The sequence below is a fragment of the Stenotrophomonas sp. YJH_SMC_48-3 genome (assembly GCF_059369375.1).
This window is the reverse complement of sequence record NZ_JCAFSQ010000001.1, coordinates 346318-364911: the sequence shown is the minus strand read 5'-3', so window position 1 is coordinate 364911 and position 18594 is coordinate 346318. Positions and strand designations below refer to the sequence as shown.

Annotated in this window: 16 protein-coding genes; 3 read left to right on the top strand and 13 right to left on the bottom strand. The window is 67.3% G+C overall.

What is annotated here, in order from left to right; genetic code table 11:
• Positions 1–5 precede the first annotated feature (5 nt).
• From ftsX to rhlB, 3 genes are all read right to left on the bottom strand, one after another.
• The gene (gene ftsX, locus AC5P65_RS01645) at positions 6–953 is read right to left on the bottom strand and encodes a permease-like cell division protein FtsX (RefSeq protein WP_019660838.1); all 948 of its coding nucleotides are present in this window, start codon (positions 951–953) and stop codon (positions 6–8) included.
• 2 nt (positions 954–955) lie between these two features.
• Complete coding sequence (gene ftsE, locus AC5P65_RS01640; protein ID WP_005411273.1) at positions 956–1642, bottom strand: cell division ATP-binding protein FtsE; 687 nt, start codon at positions 1640–1642, stop codon at positions 956–958.
• Positions 1643–1786: 144 nt separating this feature from the next.
• Entirely contained in the window at positions 1787–3511 is a 1725-nt protein-coding gene (gene rhlB, locus AC5P65_RS01635) for an ATP-dependent RNA helicase RhlB (protein WP_019660839.1), read from the bottom strand.
• 509 nt (positions 3512–4020) lie between these two features.
• Between rhlB and trxA the strand changes: the two genes are divergently transcribed.
• The 3 genes from trxA to AC5P65_RS01620 all read left to right on the top strand — a co-directional run bounded on the left by trxA (position 4021) and on the right by AC5P65_RS01620 (position 8112).
• A complete protein-coding gene (gene trxA, locus AC5P65_RS01630; protein WP_005411275.1) occupies positions 4021–4350 on the top strand; it encodes a thioredoxin in 330 nt (109 codons plus the stop codon).
• Between the two features lie 228 nt (positions 4351–4578).
• Positions 4579–6330, top strand: coding sequence for a transcription termination factor Rho (rho, locus tag AC5P65_RS01625; protein WP_019660840.1), 1752 nt, complete (start codon positions 4579–4581; stop codon positions 6328–6330).
• A gap of 207 nt (positions 6331–6537) precedes the next feature.
• Positions 6538–8112 (top strand): sensor domain-containing diguanylate cyclase, encoded by a 1575-nt coding sequence (locus AC5P65_RS01620; protein ID WP_111098612.1) that lies wholly within the window; start codon positions 6538–6540, stop codon positions 8110–8112.
• 34 nt (positions 8113–8146) lie between these two features.
• Here AC5P65_RS01620 and AC5P65_RS01615 read toward each other — a convergent pair whose 3' ends face one another.
• The 10 genes from AC5P65_RS01615 to queF form a co-directional block, all read right to left on the bottom strand.
• Positions 8147–9037, bottom strand: a complete 891-nt coding sequence (locus tag AC5P65_RS01615) for an energy transducer TonB (RefSeq protein ID WP_111098611.1) — start codon at positions 9035–9037, stop codon at positions 8147–8149.
• Positions 9038–9098: 61 nt separating this feature from the next.
• Entirely contained in the window at positions 9099–10829 is a 1731-nt protein-coding gene (gene aceK, locus AC5P65_RS01610; RefSeq protein WP_111098610.1) for a bifunctional isocitrate dehydrogenase kinase/phosphatase, read from the bottom strand.
• A 165-nt stretch (positions 10830–10994) separates the two neighbouring features.
• Complete coding sequence (locus AC5P65_RS01605) at positions 10995–11354, bottom strand: hypothetical protein (protein ID WP_005419760.1); 360 nt, start codon at positions 11352–11354, stop codon at positions 10995–10997.
• 53 nt (positions 11355–11407) lie between these two features.
• Positions 11408–11824, bottom strand: a complete 417-nt coding sequence (locus tag AC5P65_RS01600) for a roadblock/LC7 domain-containing protein (protein ID WP_111098609.1) — start codon at positions 11822–11824, stop codon at positions 11408–11410.
• Positions 11817–12365, bottom strand: a complete 549-nt coding sequence (locus AC5P65_RS01595; protein ID WP_010481027.1) for a GTP-binding protein — start codon at positions 12363–12365, stop codon at positions 11817–11819. Before AC5P65_RS01595 ends, AC5P65_RS01600 begins: the two co-directional genes overlap by 8 nt.
• A complete protein-coding gene (locus tag AC5P65_RS01590; protein ID WP_111098608.1) occupies positions 12358–13323 on the bottom strand; it encodes a hypothetical protein in 966 nt (321 codons plus the stop codon). The genes AC5P65_RS01595 and AC5P65_RS01590 overlap by 8 nt, the downstream gene beginning before the upstream one ends.
• 278 nt (positions 13324–13601) lie before the next feature.
• Positions 13602–15824, bottom strand: coding sequence for an NADP-dependent isocitrate dehydrogenase (locus AC5P65_RS01585; protein WP_111098607.1), 2223 nt, complete (start codon positions 15822–15824; stop codon positions 13602–13604).
• A 357-nt stretch (positions 15825–16181) separates the two neighbouring features.
• Positions 16182–16694, bottom strand: a complete 513-nt coding sequence (locus tag AC5P65_RS01580; RefSeq protein ID WP_019660848.1) for a hypothetical protein — start codon at positions 16692–16694, stop codon at positions 16182–16184.
• A 43-nt stretch (positions 16695–16737) separates the two neighbouring features.
• Positions 16738–17031, bottom strand: a complete 294-nt coding sequence (locus AC5P65_RS01575; protein WP_005419771.1) for a LysM peptidoglycan-binding domain-containing protein — start codon at positions 17029–17031, stop codon at positions 16738–16740.
• Positions 17032–17245: 214 nt separating this feature from the next.
• On the bottom strand, positions 17246–18064 hold the full coding sequence (queF, locus tag AC5P65_RS01570; protein WP_111098606.1) for an NADPH-dependent 7-cyano-7-deazaguanine reductase QueF: 819 nt from the start codon (positions 18062–18064) through the stop codon (positions 17246–17248).
• Positions 18065–18594: the final 530 nt, after the last annotated feature.

Sequence of the window (18594 nt, the reverse complement as noted above, 5' to 3'; positions counted from 1 at the left end):
CGGTCTCAGGTATCGGTCGGGCGGGTCTGGCGGAGGAAGTGGCCGGTCACCAGCCAGGCACCCAGCCAGCCCAGCAGCAGCGTGCCGAGCAGGACCAGGCCACCATGCAGCAGGTCCAGGCCATGCAGCACGAACGGGCTGCCGTAGCTGCGCGAGAGTTCGGCCAGCGGCACGCGCAGCGCGGCACCGGCGGCGCCGATCAGGGCCAATGCAACCGCGCCTGCGCCCAGGCCATACCACGCACCCAGATACAGGAACGGGCGGCGGATGAAGCCATCGCTGGCGCCGAGCAGCTGCAGCACGCCGATCTCTTCGCGGCGGGCCTGGATGTCCAGGCGTACCGTGTTGCCGACCACCAGCGCGGCCCCCGCGCCGAGCAGTACCGACAGCACCTGCACCAGCCGCGCGCCGAACGCCAGCCAGGCATCCAGGCGCTGGCGCCACAGCGCATCGTGCTGCACCAGGTCGGCCTCGGGCAGGCTTTCCAGCGCGCGCGCCAGGCGTGCGTCATCCTTGCCCTGGCCGGGGGTGATCACCAGCAGCGAGGGCAGCGGATTGTCGTTGAGTGCGTCGATCGCCTCACCGAGGCCGGCATCGCGCAGTTCCTGCAGGCCCTGCTCCGGCGTGCGCACGTTCACTTCGGCCACGTCGTCGCGGTCGCGCAGCTGGCCCGCCAGGCGCAGCGCGCCGGGACCATCGACGTTGCCCTTCAGGAACACGTTGATGTCGCGCGACTGCTGCACGCTGCCGGCGAACTGCTTGAGGTTGTCCAGCGCGATCGACAGCCCCAGCGGCAACGCCAGCGCCAGCGCCATGACCATCACCGTCAGCAGGGTCGCCCACGGCTTGCGGCAGGCACGGCCCAGGCTGAACACCACGCTGTGCACGTGGTGCTGGAACCAGACGCCCACGCGCGAGGGGGCGGCGGCTTCGCTGTTTTCGTTCTTCGCCATGGTTACTCCGCCAGGTCCTGCGGCGAGATGTCATCCACCAGCCGGCCGTGGTCAAGGATCAGCACGCGCTTGCGCATGCGGCGCAGCAGCGGCAGGTCGTGACTGACCACCAGCACGCTGGTGCCGCGCGCGGGCAGTTCGGCGAACAGGGCCATGATCTCCGCCGCCAGGGTCGGGTCGAGGTTGCCGGTCGGCTCATCGGCCACCAGCAGCTTGGGCTCGCCGACGATGGCGCGGGCGATGCCCACGCGCTGCTGCTCGCCGGCCGACAGCTGCGAGGGCAGCGCCTTCTCGCGATGGCCCAGGCCCATCCGCTCCAGCACCGAGCGCACGCGCTTGCTGATGTCGCCACGGCGGGTGCCGCGCAGGATCAGCGGCAGCGCCACGTTCTCGGCGATGGAGCGGTCCATCAGCAGGCGGTGGTCCTGGTAGACCGCCCCCACCGCGCGTCGGTGGCGCGGCACGTCGCCGCCGCGCACCTTCAGCAGGTTGCGCTCGTCGAACACCACCGCGCCGCGGCTGGGCCGCTCGTCGAGGTGGATCAACTTGAGCAGCGTACTTTTACCCGCACCGGAATGGCCGGTGACGAACAGCATCTCGCCCGGCGCGACCTCGAAGCTGACATCGGTCAGCGCCTCGTGGCCACCGGCGTACTGTTTGCTGACATTGTCGAAGCGCAGGACACTCATGCCCCGATTATGCAGGACCGGCGCGACGTCGTGGAGACGGTGGGTGCCACCGGCCCCGCCTGGTGGGTGCCGACCGTTGGTCGGCACACCTTTCAAAGCCACCCGACCAACGATCGGGTGCTACCCGCTGATCGGCAGCGCCGATCAGCTGCCCGACAGCATCCGGCGGATCTTGCGGCCGATGCGGGTCAGGAACGAGTCACCGGTATCGGCGGCGGTACGCACCGGCTTGGCCACCACCTGCACCGGGGTCACCGGGCTGGCGCCGTTGCCGGCGTTGGCCTGTACACCCTCGGTACCTTCGACCGGACGGCCGTGGCGACGACGACGGCGCTTGCGCGGCTTGTGCTCACCGTCCACCGTAGCTGCCGGTGCGCCTTCGGCACGCGGCGGGCGCGGCGGACGCGGGGCCTGGGCGGCGGCGCCTTCGGCACCGGCAACCGCGGCGGCTGCGCCCTGCTCGCCTTCCACGCGCGGCTTGCGCGGGCCACGCGCACGGCGTTCGCCGCTGCGTTCACCGTCGCGACTACCGCGGCCACCACCACTGCCTGAGCGGCCGCCGCTGCGGCCACCGCCCCGACGCTCTTCCTCGGCGGCGCGGGCTTCGCGCGCTTCGCGGAAGATCTGGCCGACGCTTTCGTTGTCCTCGCCTTCCTCGCCTGCCGCCGGCGCCGGGCGTTCCGGGCGCGGCAGCGGGGTCAGCAGTTCCTTGGTGACCGGTTCGGACGGAATCTTCTGCTCGATATAGGCCTCGATGTCCGGCAGGCCCATGGCGTAGCGTTCGCAGGCGAAGCTGATCGCATCACCCTCCTCACCCAGGCGCGCGGTACGGCCGATGCGGTGCACGTAGTCTTCGGCGTCGAACGGCAGGTCGTAGTTGTAGACGTACTTGATGCCGTCGATGTGCAGGCCGCGCGCAGCCACGTCGGTGGCCACCAGGATTTCCAGCTGGCCCTTCTGGAAGCGGTTGAGCAGGCTCTCGCGCTTCTTCTGCGGCACATCACCGGACAGCACGCCGACACGGTAGCCGGCCTTTTCCAGCGAACGCGCCACGCGCTCGACGAACACCTTGGTGTTGACGAAGACCATGGTGCGCGCGCCTTCGCTGCGCGACAGCAGGCCCAGCAGCAGCGGAATCTTTTCGTCGTCGGCCGGGAAGTAGATGCGCTGGCGCACGCGCGCGGCGGTGATGGTCTCGGCTTCGACCACCAGCTTCTGCGGTTCGTTCATGTGCTCGTAGGCCAGCTCCAGCACGCGATGGCTGAGGGTGGCACTGAACAGCAGGGTCTGGCGGGTGGTGCGCTCGGGCATGCGGCGGAGCAGGAAGCGGATGTCCTTGATGAAGCCCAGGTCGAACATGCGGTCGGCTTCGTCCAGCACGCAGATCTCGCAGGCGTGCAGCGACACCACCTTGTGCTGCTTCACATAGTCGATCAGGCGGCCCGGGGTGGCGATGATCACGTCCACGCCCTGCTGCAGCAGTTCGCGCTGCTTGTCGTAATCCACGCCGCCGTAGACCAGGGCGAAGCGCAGGCCCAGGTCGGAACCGAACTTCACCGCATCCTTGTGGATCTGGATGGCCAGTTCGCGGGTCGGGGCGAGGATCAGCGCGCGCGGATCTTCCGGCTTGCGGTCGGCCAGGGCCGGACGCGTCAGCAGGCGGTTCACGACAGCGACCAGGAAGGCCAGGGTCTTGCCGGTGCCGGTCTGGGCCTGGCCGGCAACATCACCACCGGGCAGCGCGACCGGCAGGGTCAGCGCCTGGATCGGGGTGCAACGGGTGAATCCGGCTCCTTCAAGGCCGGCCTGCAGGGCCGGATGCAGCTCGAAGGAGGAGAAGGTCAAATCGGTCAGCGGTTTGTCGCTCATGAGTCCGTCTTGGTATGGCCGCCGGCCCGTGGGGCGGCTGGCACTTCAGCGTCTGGGGGCACCGTCGCAAACTGCGGCCCCTGCGGCGGGTTGGCAGGCTGGGACCACCTGGTCCGCGCGCCGCACAATGCCCCAGTTTACCGCACTCGGGCAGGCAAACCGGAGTGCGGCGTCTCATGGCATCCAGAGACGCTACCTTCACCCAGCCACACCGGACTTGAACGGCCTGCCCGGGTTCGCTGGTGTCGCCCACTGCCAGCCCCATGTACAGGAAGACAGTGAAATCCGACACATACCGGCCATCGAAGCGATCACGATACGCTGGGTTCCAACCGGCGCCTGTCCCTGCCCTGCGATAGGGGTACACTGCCGGCCGTGAGCGTCCAGGCATCCCGCCGAACGCACCGCGGCAGTGCGCCGCGAGGCAACGACGAGGGTCGCGCCACCGGGCATGGCCCAGTTCACCCACCTCCGGCATGGCCGGGTGCAATCCAAGACGAGAAACCAAGATGAGCGACAAGGTTGTACATGTCGGCGATGCCGACTTTGATAGCGCAGTGCTGAATTCCAAGGAACCGGTGCTGGTCGATTTCTGGGCCGAGTGGTGTGGCCCGTGCAAGATGATCGCCCCGGCGCTGGACGAACTGGCCGATGCCTACCAGGGCCGCGCCAAGATCGCCAAGGTCAACGTTGACCACAACCGTGCGCTGGCCGCCAAATACCACGTGCGTTCGATTCCGTACCTGGTCGTGTTCAAGGACGGCGAGAAGGTCGGCGAGCAGATCGGTGCGGTGGGCAAGGCCCAGCTGGCCGGCCTGCTGGACAAGGCCCTGGCCTGATCCTGCGGTTCTCCGGCAGCCGCCGAACGCGGCTGCCGGCGGCGCCCCTGCGCCCATGATGAATGCTGTTCCCGGCGACCCTTGCATGGCGCCGCAGGCCGATGATAGTGTCGGCATATCCGGCCGCGTTCGCGTGCCGCACCCTCTGGACGCAGTTTCTTCCAGACCCATTCCCAACGTTCGCCGCCCCAGCCGGGCGCTCGCACCTTCAAGCGAGGAATAACGCTCTTGTCCGATAACACTTCCGAAACCGGCAGCGCCGATGCGCCCGCCGAAAAGCGTGTGCGCAAGCCCCGCGTGAGCAAGGCCGCCGCCCCGGCAGCCGCCGAAACCAGCGCCGCTCCGGCGCAGCCGACGCTGCCGTTGGCCTCCGCGCCCGAAGCTCCCGCGCCGGCGCCTGCCGCAGCACCTGCACCGAGCGCGCCCGCCGCCGAGGCCCCTGCCAGCAGTGGCGGTGGCGAAGGCAGCGAAGGCCGCGAATCCGGCCAGCCGCGCCAGCAGCACAACCATCAGGGGGGCGGCCAGAACCAGGGCCAGAACCCATACAACCAGAATGGCCAGCAGGGCCAGGGGCAGGGCAACCGCCGCGACCGCTTCCGCAACCGCCGCGACCGTGACCGCAACAACCGCTTCCGCGACGAGGGCATGCCCAACGACGGCGGCGAGCAGCAGCCGTTCGTGCCGCGCCCGCACGCCAACGTGCCCGAGGGCTTCCCGGTCTATTCGCTGAGCGACCTCAAGCGCATGCCGGCACAGAAGCTGCTGGAAATCGCCGAGCAGCTGCAGATCTCCGAAGGCGTGGCCCGCGCCCGCAAGCAGGATGTGATCTTCGCCCTGCTGAAGGTGCTGACCCGCCACGGCGATGGCGTTGCCGCCGACGGTGTGCTGGAAATCCTGCCGGATGGCTTTGGCTTCCTGCGCGCGGCTGAAGCCAGCTACCTGGCCGGCCCGGACGACACCTACATCTCGCCCAGCCAGATCCGCCGCTTCAACCTGCGCACCGGCGACCACATCTCCGGCCGCATCCGCTTCCCGAAGGACGGCGAGCGCTACTTCGCGCTGAACATCGTCGACACCATCAACGGCGAGCCGATCGAAGCGTCGAAGAACAAGGTGCTGTTCGAGAACCTGACCGCGCTGTTCCCGCGCCGCCGCTTCACCCTGGAGCGTGGCAACGGTTCGTCGGAAGACATCACCGGCCGCATCCTCGACCTGATGGCGCCGCAGGGCAAGGGTCAGCGCTCGCTCATCGTGTCGCAGCCGAAGGCCGGCAAGACCATGATGATGCAGCAGGTCGCCACCGCCATCACCACCAACCACCCGGACGTGCACCTGATCGTGCTGCTGATCGACGAGCGCCCGGAAGAAGTGACCGAAATGCAGCGCACCGTGCGCGGCGAGGTCATCAGCTCGACCTTTGACGAGCCGGCCGCGCGCCACGTGCAGGTGGCCGAAATGGTCATCGAGCGCGCCAAGCGCCTGGTCGAGCACAAGAAGGACGTGGTGATCCTGCTCGACTCGATCACCCGCCTGGCCCGCGCCTACAACAACGTGGTGCCGAGCTCGGGCAAGGTGCTGACCGGTGGTGTGGACGCCAACGCCCTGCACCGCCCGAAGCGCTTCTTCGGTGCCGCGCGCAACGTGGAAGAAGGCGGCAGCCTGACCATCATCGCCACGGCGCTGGTGGACACCGGTTCGAAGATGGACGAGGTGATCTACGAAGAGTTCAAGGGCACCGGCAACAGCGAAGTGCACCTGAGCCGTCGTATTGCTGAAAAGCGCGTGTTCCCGGCCATCGACATCAACCGTTCCGGCACCCGCCGCGAAGACCTGCTGATCGAGCCGGAACTGCTGCAGAAGATCTGGATCCTGCGCAAGCTGCTGCATCCGATGGATGAAATGGCCGCGATGGAATTCCTGCTGGACAAGATGAAGAACACCAAGTCCAACGACGAGTTCTTCGGTTCGATGAAGCGCTGATCCGGCGTTGCATCGGAAGAAGCCTGCCGCTCGCTGCGGCAGGTTTTTTTTTGCCTGCAGGGCGACCTGTTTCACTTTGCCGCCTCCGACTTTTGGCGATAATTCGCCCTATACCCTGCCCGGCCCCAAGGGCGTGGCCACCGATTCCCGCTGTCGCCCCTTCCGGAGAACCGGTCGGGTCCAGCCTCCTGCCGGATCCGTCGACGCATGCGAACGCTGTCTCCCCGCCTCAACCTGGGCAAGCTGATCCTCGCCCTGGCCCTGCTCAGCGCCATCATCGCCCTGGCCAATACCCTGCTGGCCAGCTACCGGGTGCAGCGCGACCAGCTGGTCGGCAATACCCTGGAAGCCAACCGCGTCTATGCCACCAAGCTGGCCGAGACCACCCAGAACTTCCTGCTGGCCGCGCAGCAGGAGTTGGCGTATGCGGCCACCCGGCTGGGCCAGAGCAATCTCGATCCGGCACAGGCGCAGGACGAAGCCAGCCGCCTGCAGTTGCAGACCAACAGCTTCAATTCCTCGCTGGTGGTCGATGCCGATGGCCTGGTGATCGCCACCTCGCCACAGACCCTGCAGTTGCAGGGCGAGATCCTGCACAGCGTCGGCAACAACGCGGCACTGGCCGCGCGCCAGCCGATGATCAGTGACCCGTACCAGTCGGCCACCGGCAAGCTGCTGGTCTCGCTGTCGCACCCGATCTTCGACCGCCAGGGCCGCTATCGCGGCTACGTCAGCGGCACCCTCTACCTGCGCCAGCGCAGTGCGCTGCACACGCTGCTGGGCAAGCACTACTACCGCGACGGCTCGTACCTGTACGTGGTGGACCGCCATGGCCGCCTGCTGTACCACGCCGATGGCAAGCGGGTCGGCGACTACGTGGTCGGCAACCCGGCGGTGAAGGCAGTGGTGCGCGGTGAACGCGGTGCGCAGCAGGTCCGCAACAACCTGGGCGTGTCGATGCTGGCCGGCTATGCGCCGGTACCGGCCACCGGCTGGGGCATCGTCGCCCAGCGGCCGACCGAGGCCACGCTGCAGCCATTGTCGCGGTTGATGACCGCGGTGATCTGGAACGCGATCCCGCTCGGCCTGCTGTCACTGCTGGTCACCTGGTGGTTCGCCCGCCGCATCTCGCTGCCACTGTGGCAGCTCGCACGCAACGTGCAGGGCGGCGAAGACACCGGCAATGCGATCAGCCACGTCAGCGGCATCCGCGCGTGGTACTTCGAGGTCGCCCAACTCAAGCAGGCAGTGCTGCACAGCTTCAATGCCCTGCAGGACCGTATCGGTACGCTCAACCGTGCCAGCCGTACCGACCCGCTGACCGGCCTGCTCAACCGCCGCGGCCTGCAGCAGGCACTGGACGCGCTGCAGGTGCAGGGCATCCCGTTCGCGATCCTGGCGCTGGACATCGACCGCTTCAAGTCGATCAACGACAGCCATGGCCACGACGTCGGCGACGCCGCCATCGTCCACATCGCCGACCAGATGCGCCGCTATTCGCGCGACAGCGACATCCTCTGCCGCGCCGGCGGCGAGGAATTCCTGCTGCTGCTGCCGGGCATCAGTACCGACTCGGCCCGCCAGGCCGGTGAACGCCTGCGCCAGCACATCGCCGATCACCCATTCGAACCGGTCGGCACCATCACCGTGTCGCTGGGCGTGGCTCACTTCCCCAGCTTCCATGTCGACGCCGAGCAGGCATTGCGGCTGGCCGACAAGGCGCTGTACATGGCCAAGGAACAAGGCCGCAACCGGGTGGTGATTTACCCTTACGCCGACTGACGCGGAGCCGGGCTGCCCGGCTCCGCAGCGGGTCTCAGCTCTGTTGCAGCGGGGTCAGCAGGCGCAGGCCGCGCTTGGCGCCGTCCACCATGTAGACGCCGCCTTCCGGCAGCAGATCGCTGCCGGCCTGCTCGACCGGGTCGGCCTCGTGCCACGGCACGCTCTGCCGCGGCCCCGGAATGAAAGCGCGCCAGCGGCCATAGCGTTCCGCCTCTGCATTGGGATCATGGTTCAGGGCGAAGTTCACCGGGATGCGAACCGTCCAGCTGTCCCGGGTGCTGTCCTCCCCGGTGGTCGGTGGCTTGAAGGTCCAGGTGCGGGCGGTGCTGACGCTGGCTCTGGCCAGGATGTCGCGCATCTTGGCCAGGGTCCGCTCGGACGCGACCACAGCCATGTTCACCTGCTCGGCGGCCACGTCGGCCACTGTTCCGTCGCGCGCCACCTTGACCAGCAGCAGCACCTCACCCTGGCCACCGTTTCGGTAGGCCGCCTCCGGGTAGCGCGGCGGTGTCATGTGCAGCGGGGTCACCGAATCAGTGGCCTTCGGATCGTACTCGCTGAAGTCGACACTGGTCATGCTGATTTCATAACCGCCATCGGCCGCAGCCTTGCCACGCAGGCGAACGCGCAAAGGGGCCCTCGTGGCCACCGCCTGGCCATCGCGCAGCGTGGGCTCGAAGCGCCAGCCACCGATGGTGCCTTCGACGAAGGAGGCGATGCCCGGGGCGACCATGGCTTTCTGGTCCAGCACCAGCGAACTGACCGCGCCCTCCGGCGTGACCTCGATATGACCGGACAGCACCATGCTCATTTCCGCAGTCGCACGTACAGCGCGTGCGGTCTGCGCAGTGGCGTCACCTGCAAGCAGGGGGGCGCCGGCACCGACGGCCAGCGCGAGGGCGAGAAACAGTGGAGAACGCATCATTGCCGGATCCTTGGTGATGAACAGCGAGCGTACCTCAGCCCAAGCGCCCAGGACAGCCGGCTCAGGCCAGCCGGTGCGCGCCCGAATAGGGCGGCGTGTCCGGATAGTCACCTCGGCCGAAGCGTTCCTGCAGGCCCTGCCACCAGCCCGGGTCGAACAGGTGCCGGTAGTGCTCGCGCACCGCTGCCAGCTCTGCAGCGGGCAGGCCCATGAACGGGCCGAAGCGCTCGGGAAACACATCGCGCGGACCAACATGGAACCACGGCTCGTCGGACATCGCCTCCTCCGGCGTACGCGGCTGCGGCCAGGCGCGGAACACGCAGTCGCTGACCAGGCACAGCTCGTCATAGTCGTAGAACACCGCCCGGCCGTGCCGTGATACACCGAAGTTCTTCGGCAGCATGTCACCGGGGAAGATGTTGTTGCGCGCCATGTCGGTGATCGCCTGCGCATAGTCGAGCACCGCCGCCCGCACCGCCTCCGCGCCCTGCTCGCGCAGGTACAGATTCAAGGGACGAAAACGACGCTGCACATAGCACAGTGCGACTTCGACCTCATCGCCATCGATGCGTACGCTCTGCGCGCACTGCTGCAGCAGTTCATCCAGCAGGGCCGGCGCGAAGCGCTCGCGCGGGAAGCGCAGATGACGATACGGCTGTGCATCGAGCAGGCGGCCGACACGATCGAGGTTGAACACCAGCGCGTACTTCTCTTCCACCTGCTGTCGCGACATCGCCTTGGGCCACGCGAAGCGGTCGCGGATCAGCTTGAACACCAGCGGGTAACTGGGCAGGGTGAACACCGCCATGACCATGCCCGGCGTGCCTTCGGCATGCACCAGCCGCTCCTGCGGGTGCTCGTTGAAGTGGCGGAAGAAGGTGCGGTAGCGCTCGGTCTTGCCCTGCTTGGCACGTCCCAGCACCGTGTAGATCTCATCGATGGGCTTGCCCGGCAGCAGGCTGCGCAGGAACACCACGGCATCGCCCACCGTACCCAGATCGGCCTGGAAGTAGCTGCGTGACACGCCAAACAGATGGGCAACATCACGGCGCCGGGTCAGCACCGCATCGGCTCGCAGCCCGCGCTCATCGTTGACCAGGGCAATCACGCAGGGTGAGAAGCGGTGCTCGCCGAATACACGTCCAACCAGATAGGCGCGGCGCTCGCGGTAGAACACGGTATCGAGCAGCTCGATGCTGCGCACCGGCGTGTCACCCCAGTGGGCCAGATCATCCTGCAGGCGCACGGCGATGGCCGCCGCGCAACGCAACTGGTGCGCGTAGGGAATGTCGAAGCGGTAGTCGGCCAGCACGCGTTGCAGGGCCTCCACCGGCCGCGTCGGCGACACCGCGTAGGTATGCCGCGCGACGGGATGGGTGATCGCATCGGACGGCTCGACGTCGAAAGCGATGAATTCCAGCGCCGGGTCCACGCCACGGGTGGAGAACAAGCGCCTCGACAGCGTGTTGTAGAACGTCTTGTACAGCTCGGCGTCAATCAGGCCCTGCAGCAGCGCGCTGTACCGCGCGTGCACCTGCAGCCACAGCGCACGCTCGCCGATCGCGTCACCGGCGAGCCGACGCAACGCATCCATCTGCTCGGCGATGCACAGATCGTAGAGGGCGATGCGCTCGACTGCATCCTGTCGCGCACCGGCCCAGTCGCGCTGCTCGAAGCGCTGCCGCGCCCGCGCGGTGATCGCCGCGAAGCGGGCATGGTACTGCTCGAAACCATCGCGGATGGCACCGGCGATACGCGGCGCCAGCTCGGTAGCGATGTCAGGCTTGGACATGCATGGCTCACCCGGGAAGACCGGCTTTACCATACGCTGGCGTGGGGTTGCTTGTGTAGAGCCGAGCCCATGCTCGGCTGATCCAGGCAGAAGCAGCCGAGCATGGCTCGGCTCTACAGTTGCAAAGAGCAGTCGGGCGGGCTCGACTCTACCAAAGCCAATGGCTCAGATCGCCAGTTCGGCCTCCACGTCCTGCACCTTGCGTCGGGCCAGTGCAAGGTTGGACTTGGTCCGGTCCAGCACGATGTAGAAGAACAGTCCCTTCTTCTTCGCGACCGGTCGCATGATGTGGTACGCCTTGCCCAGCGAGATCAGGATATCCTCGATGCTGTCATTGAGGTTCAACGAGGCGGCGGTCTTCATCTTGGCCCGGATCACTTCGGTGTTGCCGGCAGCGGCCACCTCCATGTCCATGCCGGCACCGGCTTCGCCCAGCAGCATGCCGCTTTCGTAGTCGACCAGCGCCACTGCCTGCGCGCCGTCGATGCCCATCAGTGCGTTCAACGATTCATTCAATCCAGCCACGTCGCACCCCTTGTCGATGTTGGTTCGAGCCCCTCGTTCCCCTGCGGCCGGGCTCACGATCCGCCGAGTTCGGCCAGGATCGCCTGGCCACATTCCCTGCTCTGCCACAGCACCTGGCCGATCACGCTGCGCTGGTCGCAGGCCGCCATCAGCAGCAGCGGTGCACGCCCTTCGGCCTGGATTGCCAGCATCAGCACCTTCCCGCCCATCGCTTCCAGCATCAGCGTCTGCAGATCGCCCAGCACCAGTTCGCGCCCGACCGCCGCGGCCAGCGCCAGCATCGCGCTGGTCATTGCCGCCAGCCGTTCGCCGCGCCCTTCGGCACCAGCGCTGACCAGGGCAAAGCCATCGACACTGGCCAGCACTACCGTGCGCACGCCTTCCACCCGCTGCTGCAGGTCCTGCAGCAGCGGCTGCAGGCGCGCACGCTGGCCGGCATCGGGCAGCACCGCCATCTGCCCGTCAGCCATGCGCGGCCACCAGTGCGTGCGCTTCCATTTCGCTCATCAGTACATCCATCAGCAGCAATCCCTGTTCGCGGTCGCGGGCATCCACCGCCAGCAAAGGCAGCGGTTGATCGTCCAGGCTGGCGCGTGCAGCCCAGTCGTCCAGCGCAGCGTGCGGCGCCTGGTCGAGATGGGTGACCGCCACCACCAGCGCCAATGACGCTGCGAACGGCTGCAGCACCTGCAGGTAGTCCTCCAGCTCGCCGGCCAACCCGGCACGGCGCGCGTCCAGCAGCAGCACCGCACCACGTGCCCCCTGCAGCAGGATCGGCCACAGGAAATCAAAGCGCTGCTGGCCGGGTGTCCCGTAAAGCCGCAGGCGTTCGCCGTTGGGCAGGTCGATGTCTGCGTAGTCCAGCGCGACGGTGGTGGAGGCCTTGTCGGCACCGAGGCGATCACTGTTGGCCACATCGGTGTCGATCACCGCGCCGGCCGCGATGCTGCGCACCAGCGTCGACTTGCCGCTGCCCATGCCACCGAGCACGACCACCTTGTGCTCACGCATTGCGCTCACTCCCACGCAGGTGGCGCCACAGGCGCGCAAGCAGGCCGTTGTCGGTGCCATTGCCGCGTAGGGCCGTCATCGGTGCCGCCGGGGCGCTCTGCAACTGCGCGTAACCGCAGAGATAGGCGGCATGGATGAAATCACGCACCGCCGCAGCCGGCAACTCGAGCAGCATCGCGCACTCTTCAACCGTGCACGCGCGCTTGAGCAGCAGCGAACACAGGCGGAAGCCATCGTGGTCGTGACCCAGCACGCGGAAATCCGGCCAGCGCAGCAGCTTCACCGAGGCGCCACGCAGGCGTTCGTCCAGTGCCTGCCAATGTCGGCTGCGCTGTGCCCACTGCCACAGCAGGGGCCGCAGTGGCTGGCGCGGCCGCTCACCGGCCAGGGCCTGCAGGCGAGCCGGCGTGAGCGCATCCAGCTGCAGGCGTTCGAAGGCATCGGCCAGGCGCTCTACCAGCGCGCTCGCGGGCTCCTGCAACAGCACCGCCTGGTCATGCTCGAGGTCCATCAGCAGGACGGGGTCACCCGCGTCACTCAGCAGTGCCTGCCCCTGGCGCAGGGGCAGCCGCTCGCGCAGCAGGCGGGTGATGGCGTGTGCACCATCGGCAAGACGGATCGGTGCGGGTGCGTGCATGGTCAGTGGCTCCACTGCCAACTGCATCCCGCGCAGGGCGCGGCCGATGGCACCGTCATCAAGTATGTCCTGAGGGCCATCGCCGTCGCGCAGCTGGGCCCCCAGATCCTCGATCCAGCACTGCAGTCGCGGGCGTTGCTGGCGCATGCGCAGGGCGGCGTTGCGCAGCGCCGGCGTATCGCGGATGACCAGCAGGTCGCAATCGTCCAGATCCTGGCTGCGGCGGATCTGGCCGTCCGGCAGCGCCGATGCTACGCGTAGCCGCTGCAGCAGGGCCTGCTCGCCCTGGATGTCGGTTCCCACTACCAGCACGCGTGCCATCCGTGTTCCCCGTGCGGCCACCTCCCCGGTGGCCTCGCGTCGCCAAGGCTAGGACATCGCCAGCGGCAGCCGTCGTGATCGACTGCTCAGATCGGGAGCGGTTGCAGACGGTGTCCGATCGGTTCTGCGACGGCCATCGCGGGCAAGTTTCATGCCGCTTTGACGGCATTCCGACGGCCAACGGATGTCACGGTTCTGGACGCGGGTCGAATGGGGCCGCCCAAAAAGAAACCCGCGCCGAAGCGCGGGTTCCGGGGTCACGACCGAACGGCGACGGATCAGCCGCGCAGCTGCTCCAGCGCGGCATTGAAGGTCGCGCTCGGGCGCATCGCCTTGCTGGCCTTGGCCACGTCCGGACGGTAGTAGCCGCCGATGTCCACGGCCTTGCCCTGCACCGCGACCAGCTCTTCGACGATCTTCTGCTCGTTGTCGGTCAGCGCCTTGGCCAGCGGGGCGAAGCGCGCCTTCAGGGCGGCGTCTTCGTCCTGCGCGGCCAGGGCCTGGGCCCAGTACAGCGCGATGTAGAAGTGGCTGCCACGGTTGTCGATGCCACCCAGCTTGCGCGACGGCGACTTGTCGTTGTCCAGGAACTGGCCGTTGGCTTCGTCCAGCGCCTTGGCCAGCACACGGGCAGCGGCGTTGTCGTAGCGGTTGCCCAGGTGTTCCAGCGACGCGGCCAGGGCCAGGAATTCACCCAGCGAATCCCAGCGCAGGTAGTCTTCCTCGACGAACTGCTGCACGTGCTTCGGAGCCGAACCACCGGCACCGGTCTCGAACAGGCCGCCACCGGCCATCAGCGGCACGATCGACAGCATCTTGGCGCTGGTGCCCAGCTCCATGATCGGGAACAGGTCGGTCAGGTAGTCACGCAGCACGTTGCCGGTCACCGAGATGGTGTCCTCGCCCTTGCGGATGCGGTCCAGCGAGAACGCGGTCGCTTCCACCGGCGGCAGGATGCGGATGTCCAGACCGGCAGTATCGTGGTCCTTGAGGTACTGCTCGACCTTGGCGATGACCTGCGCGTCGTGGGCACGGGCGGCATCCAGCCAGAACACGGCCGGGGTGCTGCTCAGGCGGGCGCGCTCGACGGCCAGCTTCACCCAGTCCTGGATCGGCGCGTCCTTGGTCTGGCACATGCGCCAGATGTCACCGGCTTCGACGGCATGCTCGAACACCACGGTGCCAGCATCGTCGGTGACCTTGACCACGCCATCGGCAGCGATCTGGAAGGTCTTGTCGTGCGAGCCGTACTCCTCGGCCTTCTGCGCCATCAGGCCGACGTTCGGCACCGAACCCATGGTGGCCGGATCGAAGGCACCGTGCGCCTTGCAGTCGTCGATGACGGCCTGGTACACGCCGGCGTAGCAGCGGTCCGGAATGACGGCCTTGGTGTCCTGCAGCTTGCCTTCGGCATTCCACATCTTGCCGGAGTCGCGGATCATCGCCGGCATCGAGGCGTCGACGATCACGTCGCTCGGCACGTGCAGGTTGGTGATGCCCTTGTCCGAGTTGACCATGGCCACGCCCGGGCGCTGTGCGTACTCGGCAGCCAGGTCGGCTTCGATCGCGGCACGGGTGGCTTCCGGCAGCGACGGCAGGCGCGCAGCCAGGTCACCGATGCCGTTGTTGGCATCGAAACCGGCCTGCTTCAGCACGTCGGCGTGCTTGGCCAGCACGTCCTTGTAGAACTCGTTCACCGCCACGCCGAACATGATCGGGTCGGAGACCTTCATCATGGTCGCCTTCAGGTGCAGCGAGAACAGCACGCCCTGGGCCTTGGCATCGGCAATCTGCTCGCCGATGAACGCGGCCAGTGCCTTGCGGCTCATCACGGCGGCATCGACGATCTCGCCGGCCTTGACCGCGGTCTTTTCCTTCAGCACAGCGGTGCTGCCGTCATTGCCGTGGAAGGTGATCTTCAGCGAACCGACATTGGCCAGGGTGGCCGACTTCTCGCTGCCGTAGAAATCACCGGCGGCCATGTGCGCGACATGCGACTTCGAATCCGGCGCCCAGGCGCCCATGCGGTGTGGGTGCTTGCGCGCGTAGTTCTTCACCGACAGCGGTGCACGGCGGTCGGAGTTGCCTTCGCGCAGCACCGGGTTCACCGCGCTGCCCTTGACCTTGTCGTAGCGCGCCTTGTAGTCGCGCTGCTGGTCGTCGGCCGGGGTTTCCGGGTAATCCGGCAGCGGATAGCCCTGGTCCTGCAGTTCCTTGATGGCCGCCTTCAGCTGCGGCACCGAGGCGGAAATGTTCGGCAGCTTGATGATGTTGGCGTCCGGGGTGGTCGCCAGCTGGCCCAGCTCGGCCAGGTCGTCGCTGACCTTCTGCGCGTCACTGAGCAGTTCCGGGAACTGCGACAGGATGCGGCCGGACAGCGAGATGTCACGGGTTTCCACCACGATGCCGGCTGTACCGGTGTAGGCGTCAACGATCGGCAGCAGCGACTGGGTGGCCAGGAACGGGGCTTCGTCGGTCAGCGTGTAGAGAATCTTGGACATGGGGGACTTGGACTCTGTAGCAGTGCTCAGGGGAAGGCCGGCGCCAGCGCCGGGCCACGTGCAACCGTGTCGCGCGCGGGGCGGAGCCCCACGCTTTCCCCGTCGCCGTCAGGGTGGGCGCGCGGCGGGGAAACCCCTGCATTGTCGCGTTTTCAGCCGCGCGGGGCAAAGCCACGCCATACGCGACGGTACTGCATGCCGGCAACGCTGTGATCCATCCACGCCTGGATGAAGCCCGCCCACAGCATCAGTGGATCCACGCCATGCGTGGATGAAGCCGACCATCGCACAACAAAAAAGGACGCAGCCTCGCGGCTGCGTCCATCGTGAGCCCTGCCGGGAGAGAGTCGGCTGGACTTACTTGACCTCGAACTCCTGCGGCGTTCCGGCCGCCTTGCCATCGACGGTGACTTCGGCGCGGTACTTGCCGGCCGGCCAGCCCTTTGCATTCTTGAACGTGACGTTGGTGGTTTCCGCACCACTGGTGTTCAGGGTGGCGGTCTGTTCGCCGGCCACCTGGCCGTCCTGATAGGTCAGCTTCGCGCCAACGTTGACATTGTTTGCCGCACCGTCGGTCTTGACCGAGACGATGATGTCGTCCTTCGGTGCGAACAGAGCCGTCGTCGCAACCGACTTGTCGGCGGCGGCGGTCTTTCCGACCGTGACCGACGAGACGCTGACAGCAGCGGCTTCGGCCATCGGCGGCGGCGCGCCGGTCATCGGGGCCGGTGCTGCCGGTTCGGCCGGAGCGGTCGCTGCCGGAGCGGCATTGTTGTCGGTCGACTCTTCTTTCTTCTTGCAACCGACCAGGGCGACGCTGCCCAGCAGGGCGGCGATCAGGGCGGTCTGGAGCGGGGTGGTCTTGATCATTCGGGGTTCCTCCCAGGGATTGTCGGACGGCGTTCTGGCCGGCTTACTTCGGCGGCAGTTTTAGGGTCTGGCCCGGGAAGATCTTGTCCGGGTCATCAAGCACATCGCGGTTGGCTTCGAAGATCTTCTTCCAGGCATTGGCGTCGCCCAGATGCTGCTTGGCGATCTTCGACAGCGAGTCACCCTTCTGCACGGTATAGGTGCCGCCGCTGACAACGTCTGCGGTGCTGTCCACCGAAGCGCTGACACCGGAGAAGTCCGCCTTCGGCACCTGCTCGGCGGTACTGTCGACACTGCCACTGACGCCGGAGAAATCGGCTTTCTTCTCGGTACTCATCCACAACTCCCGTCTGCATGACTACGTGATTGGCACGGTGCCATGGCGGTTGTTAAATGGGGATGGTGCAGATGTGAAGCCGCCCCCGGGGGCGGCTGAACAATCGGGGGAATGGACACTCGATAGTGCCGGCCGCTGGCCGGCTGTGCCACGGGATCCGGCCTTGGCCGATTGCCGGCCAGCGGCCGGCACTACCGGTAACCGCCTGCGGCGGTTACTGCCGCAGCTCGCGGTAGGTCGCGGCCGGGGCGACGATACCCGGGCTGGCACGCCAGGGGTTGATGTCCAGGCCACCACGGCGGGTGTAGCGGGCCTCAACCTCCAGCCAGTGCGGCTGGCAGCGCGCGGACACCTCGCTGAAGATCCGCTCAACACACTGCTCGTGGAACTCGGCATGCTCGCGGTAGCTGACCAAGTAGCGCAGCAGGCCGGCGCGGTCGATCTTCGACCCACGGTAACGCAGGCTGACCGTGGCCCAGTCCGGCTGGCCGGTAACCGGGCAGTTGGACTTCAGCAGCGCCGAGACCAGAGTCTCCTCCACCACCTCGCCCGCATCGGCGGCGAGGAAGTCCGCCTGCGGCGGGCCGTAGCAGTCGATCTCCACGTCCAGCCCGTCGATGGATTCGCCAAGCGGCGTCTCTCGCAGCTCCGGCAGGCCGAACTCCACCTGGACCGGCGCACCGGCGCAGGCCGACAGATCCGCCACGATGCGCGCGCGCAATGCCTCGGCGCTGTCGATACGGGTGCTGTTGAGGGAGTTGAGGTACAGCTTGAACGACTTCGATTCGATCAACCGCGGCGAGGTGCAGGGCACCTGGACGGTGGCCACGGCCACCTGCGGCTTGCCGCGCGGGTCGAGCCAGCTCAGTTCGAACGCATGCCAGCGGTCGTGGCCGACGAACGGCAGCGCGGCATCATCGAGGCCGATCTCGGCACGGGCGCCACTGCGCGGGATGGGAAACAGCAGGCCGGGATCGTACTGCGACGGGTAACTGACCTCGCGACCGAGGCTGGAATCCTGTGGGGTGTTCATGGGGGGCATTGTATCGCGCGGAGGGCGGGCCTTCGGCCGGGCCGGCCAACGGCGAAGCCCCTCCGTGGTGGTTGTATTGGGATGATCGCGAAAGGCGGTCTATCGGCTTGGCCGGGTGGGGAGGCGGGTGGGGGGACGCCGTAAACCCGTCCATGGAGGCCTGGCCGCGGCATCCATGCCGCAGACACCCCCGCCCCGCCTGCCCACCCGGCCCCTGACAGTTCCTTGCACGCGGCCACCACCACGGGAAAGATCAGAAAATCAAGATCAAAAGCCGATTCTTCAGACGTTCACGACGCCTGCCGTGTCGACCAAGGTCGACACCCACCAGAAGCAGAGTGTCGTTCCGACAGCCCGCGGGAAACTGTCGAAGGCGGGGCGGGTCCGGTGGCAGGGGCGTGAGCCGCATGGGCCCGAGGCATGCCTCGGGCGGGTTGGGCAGGACGCCCAACCCCGGTCTTGCCGTGTGCGCAGGACGGCGCACACGAGCAAGCGGCGACCGAGCTTACATGGACGTACTTGCAGCGTCC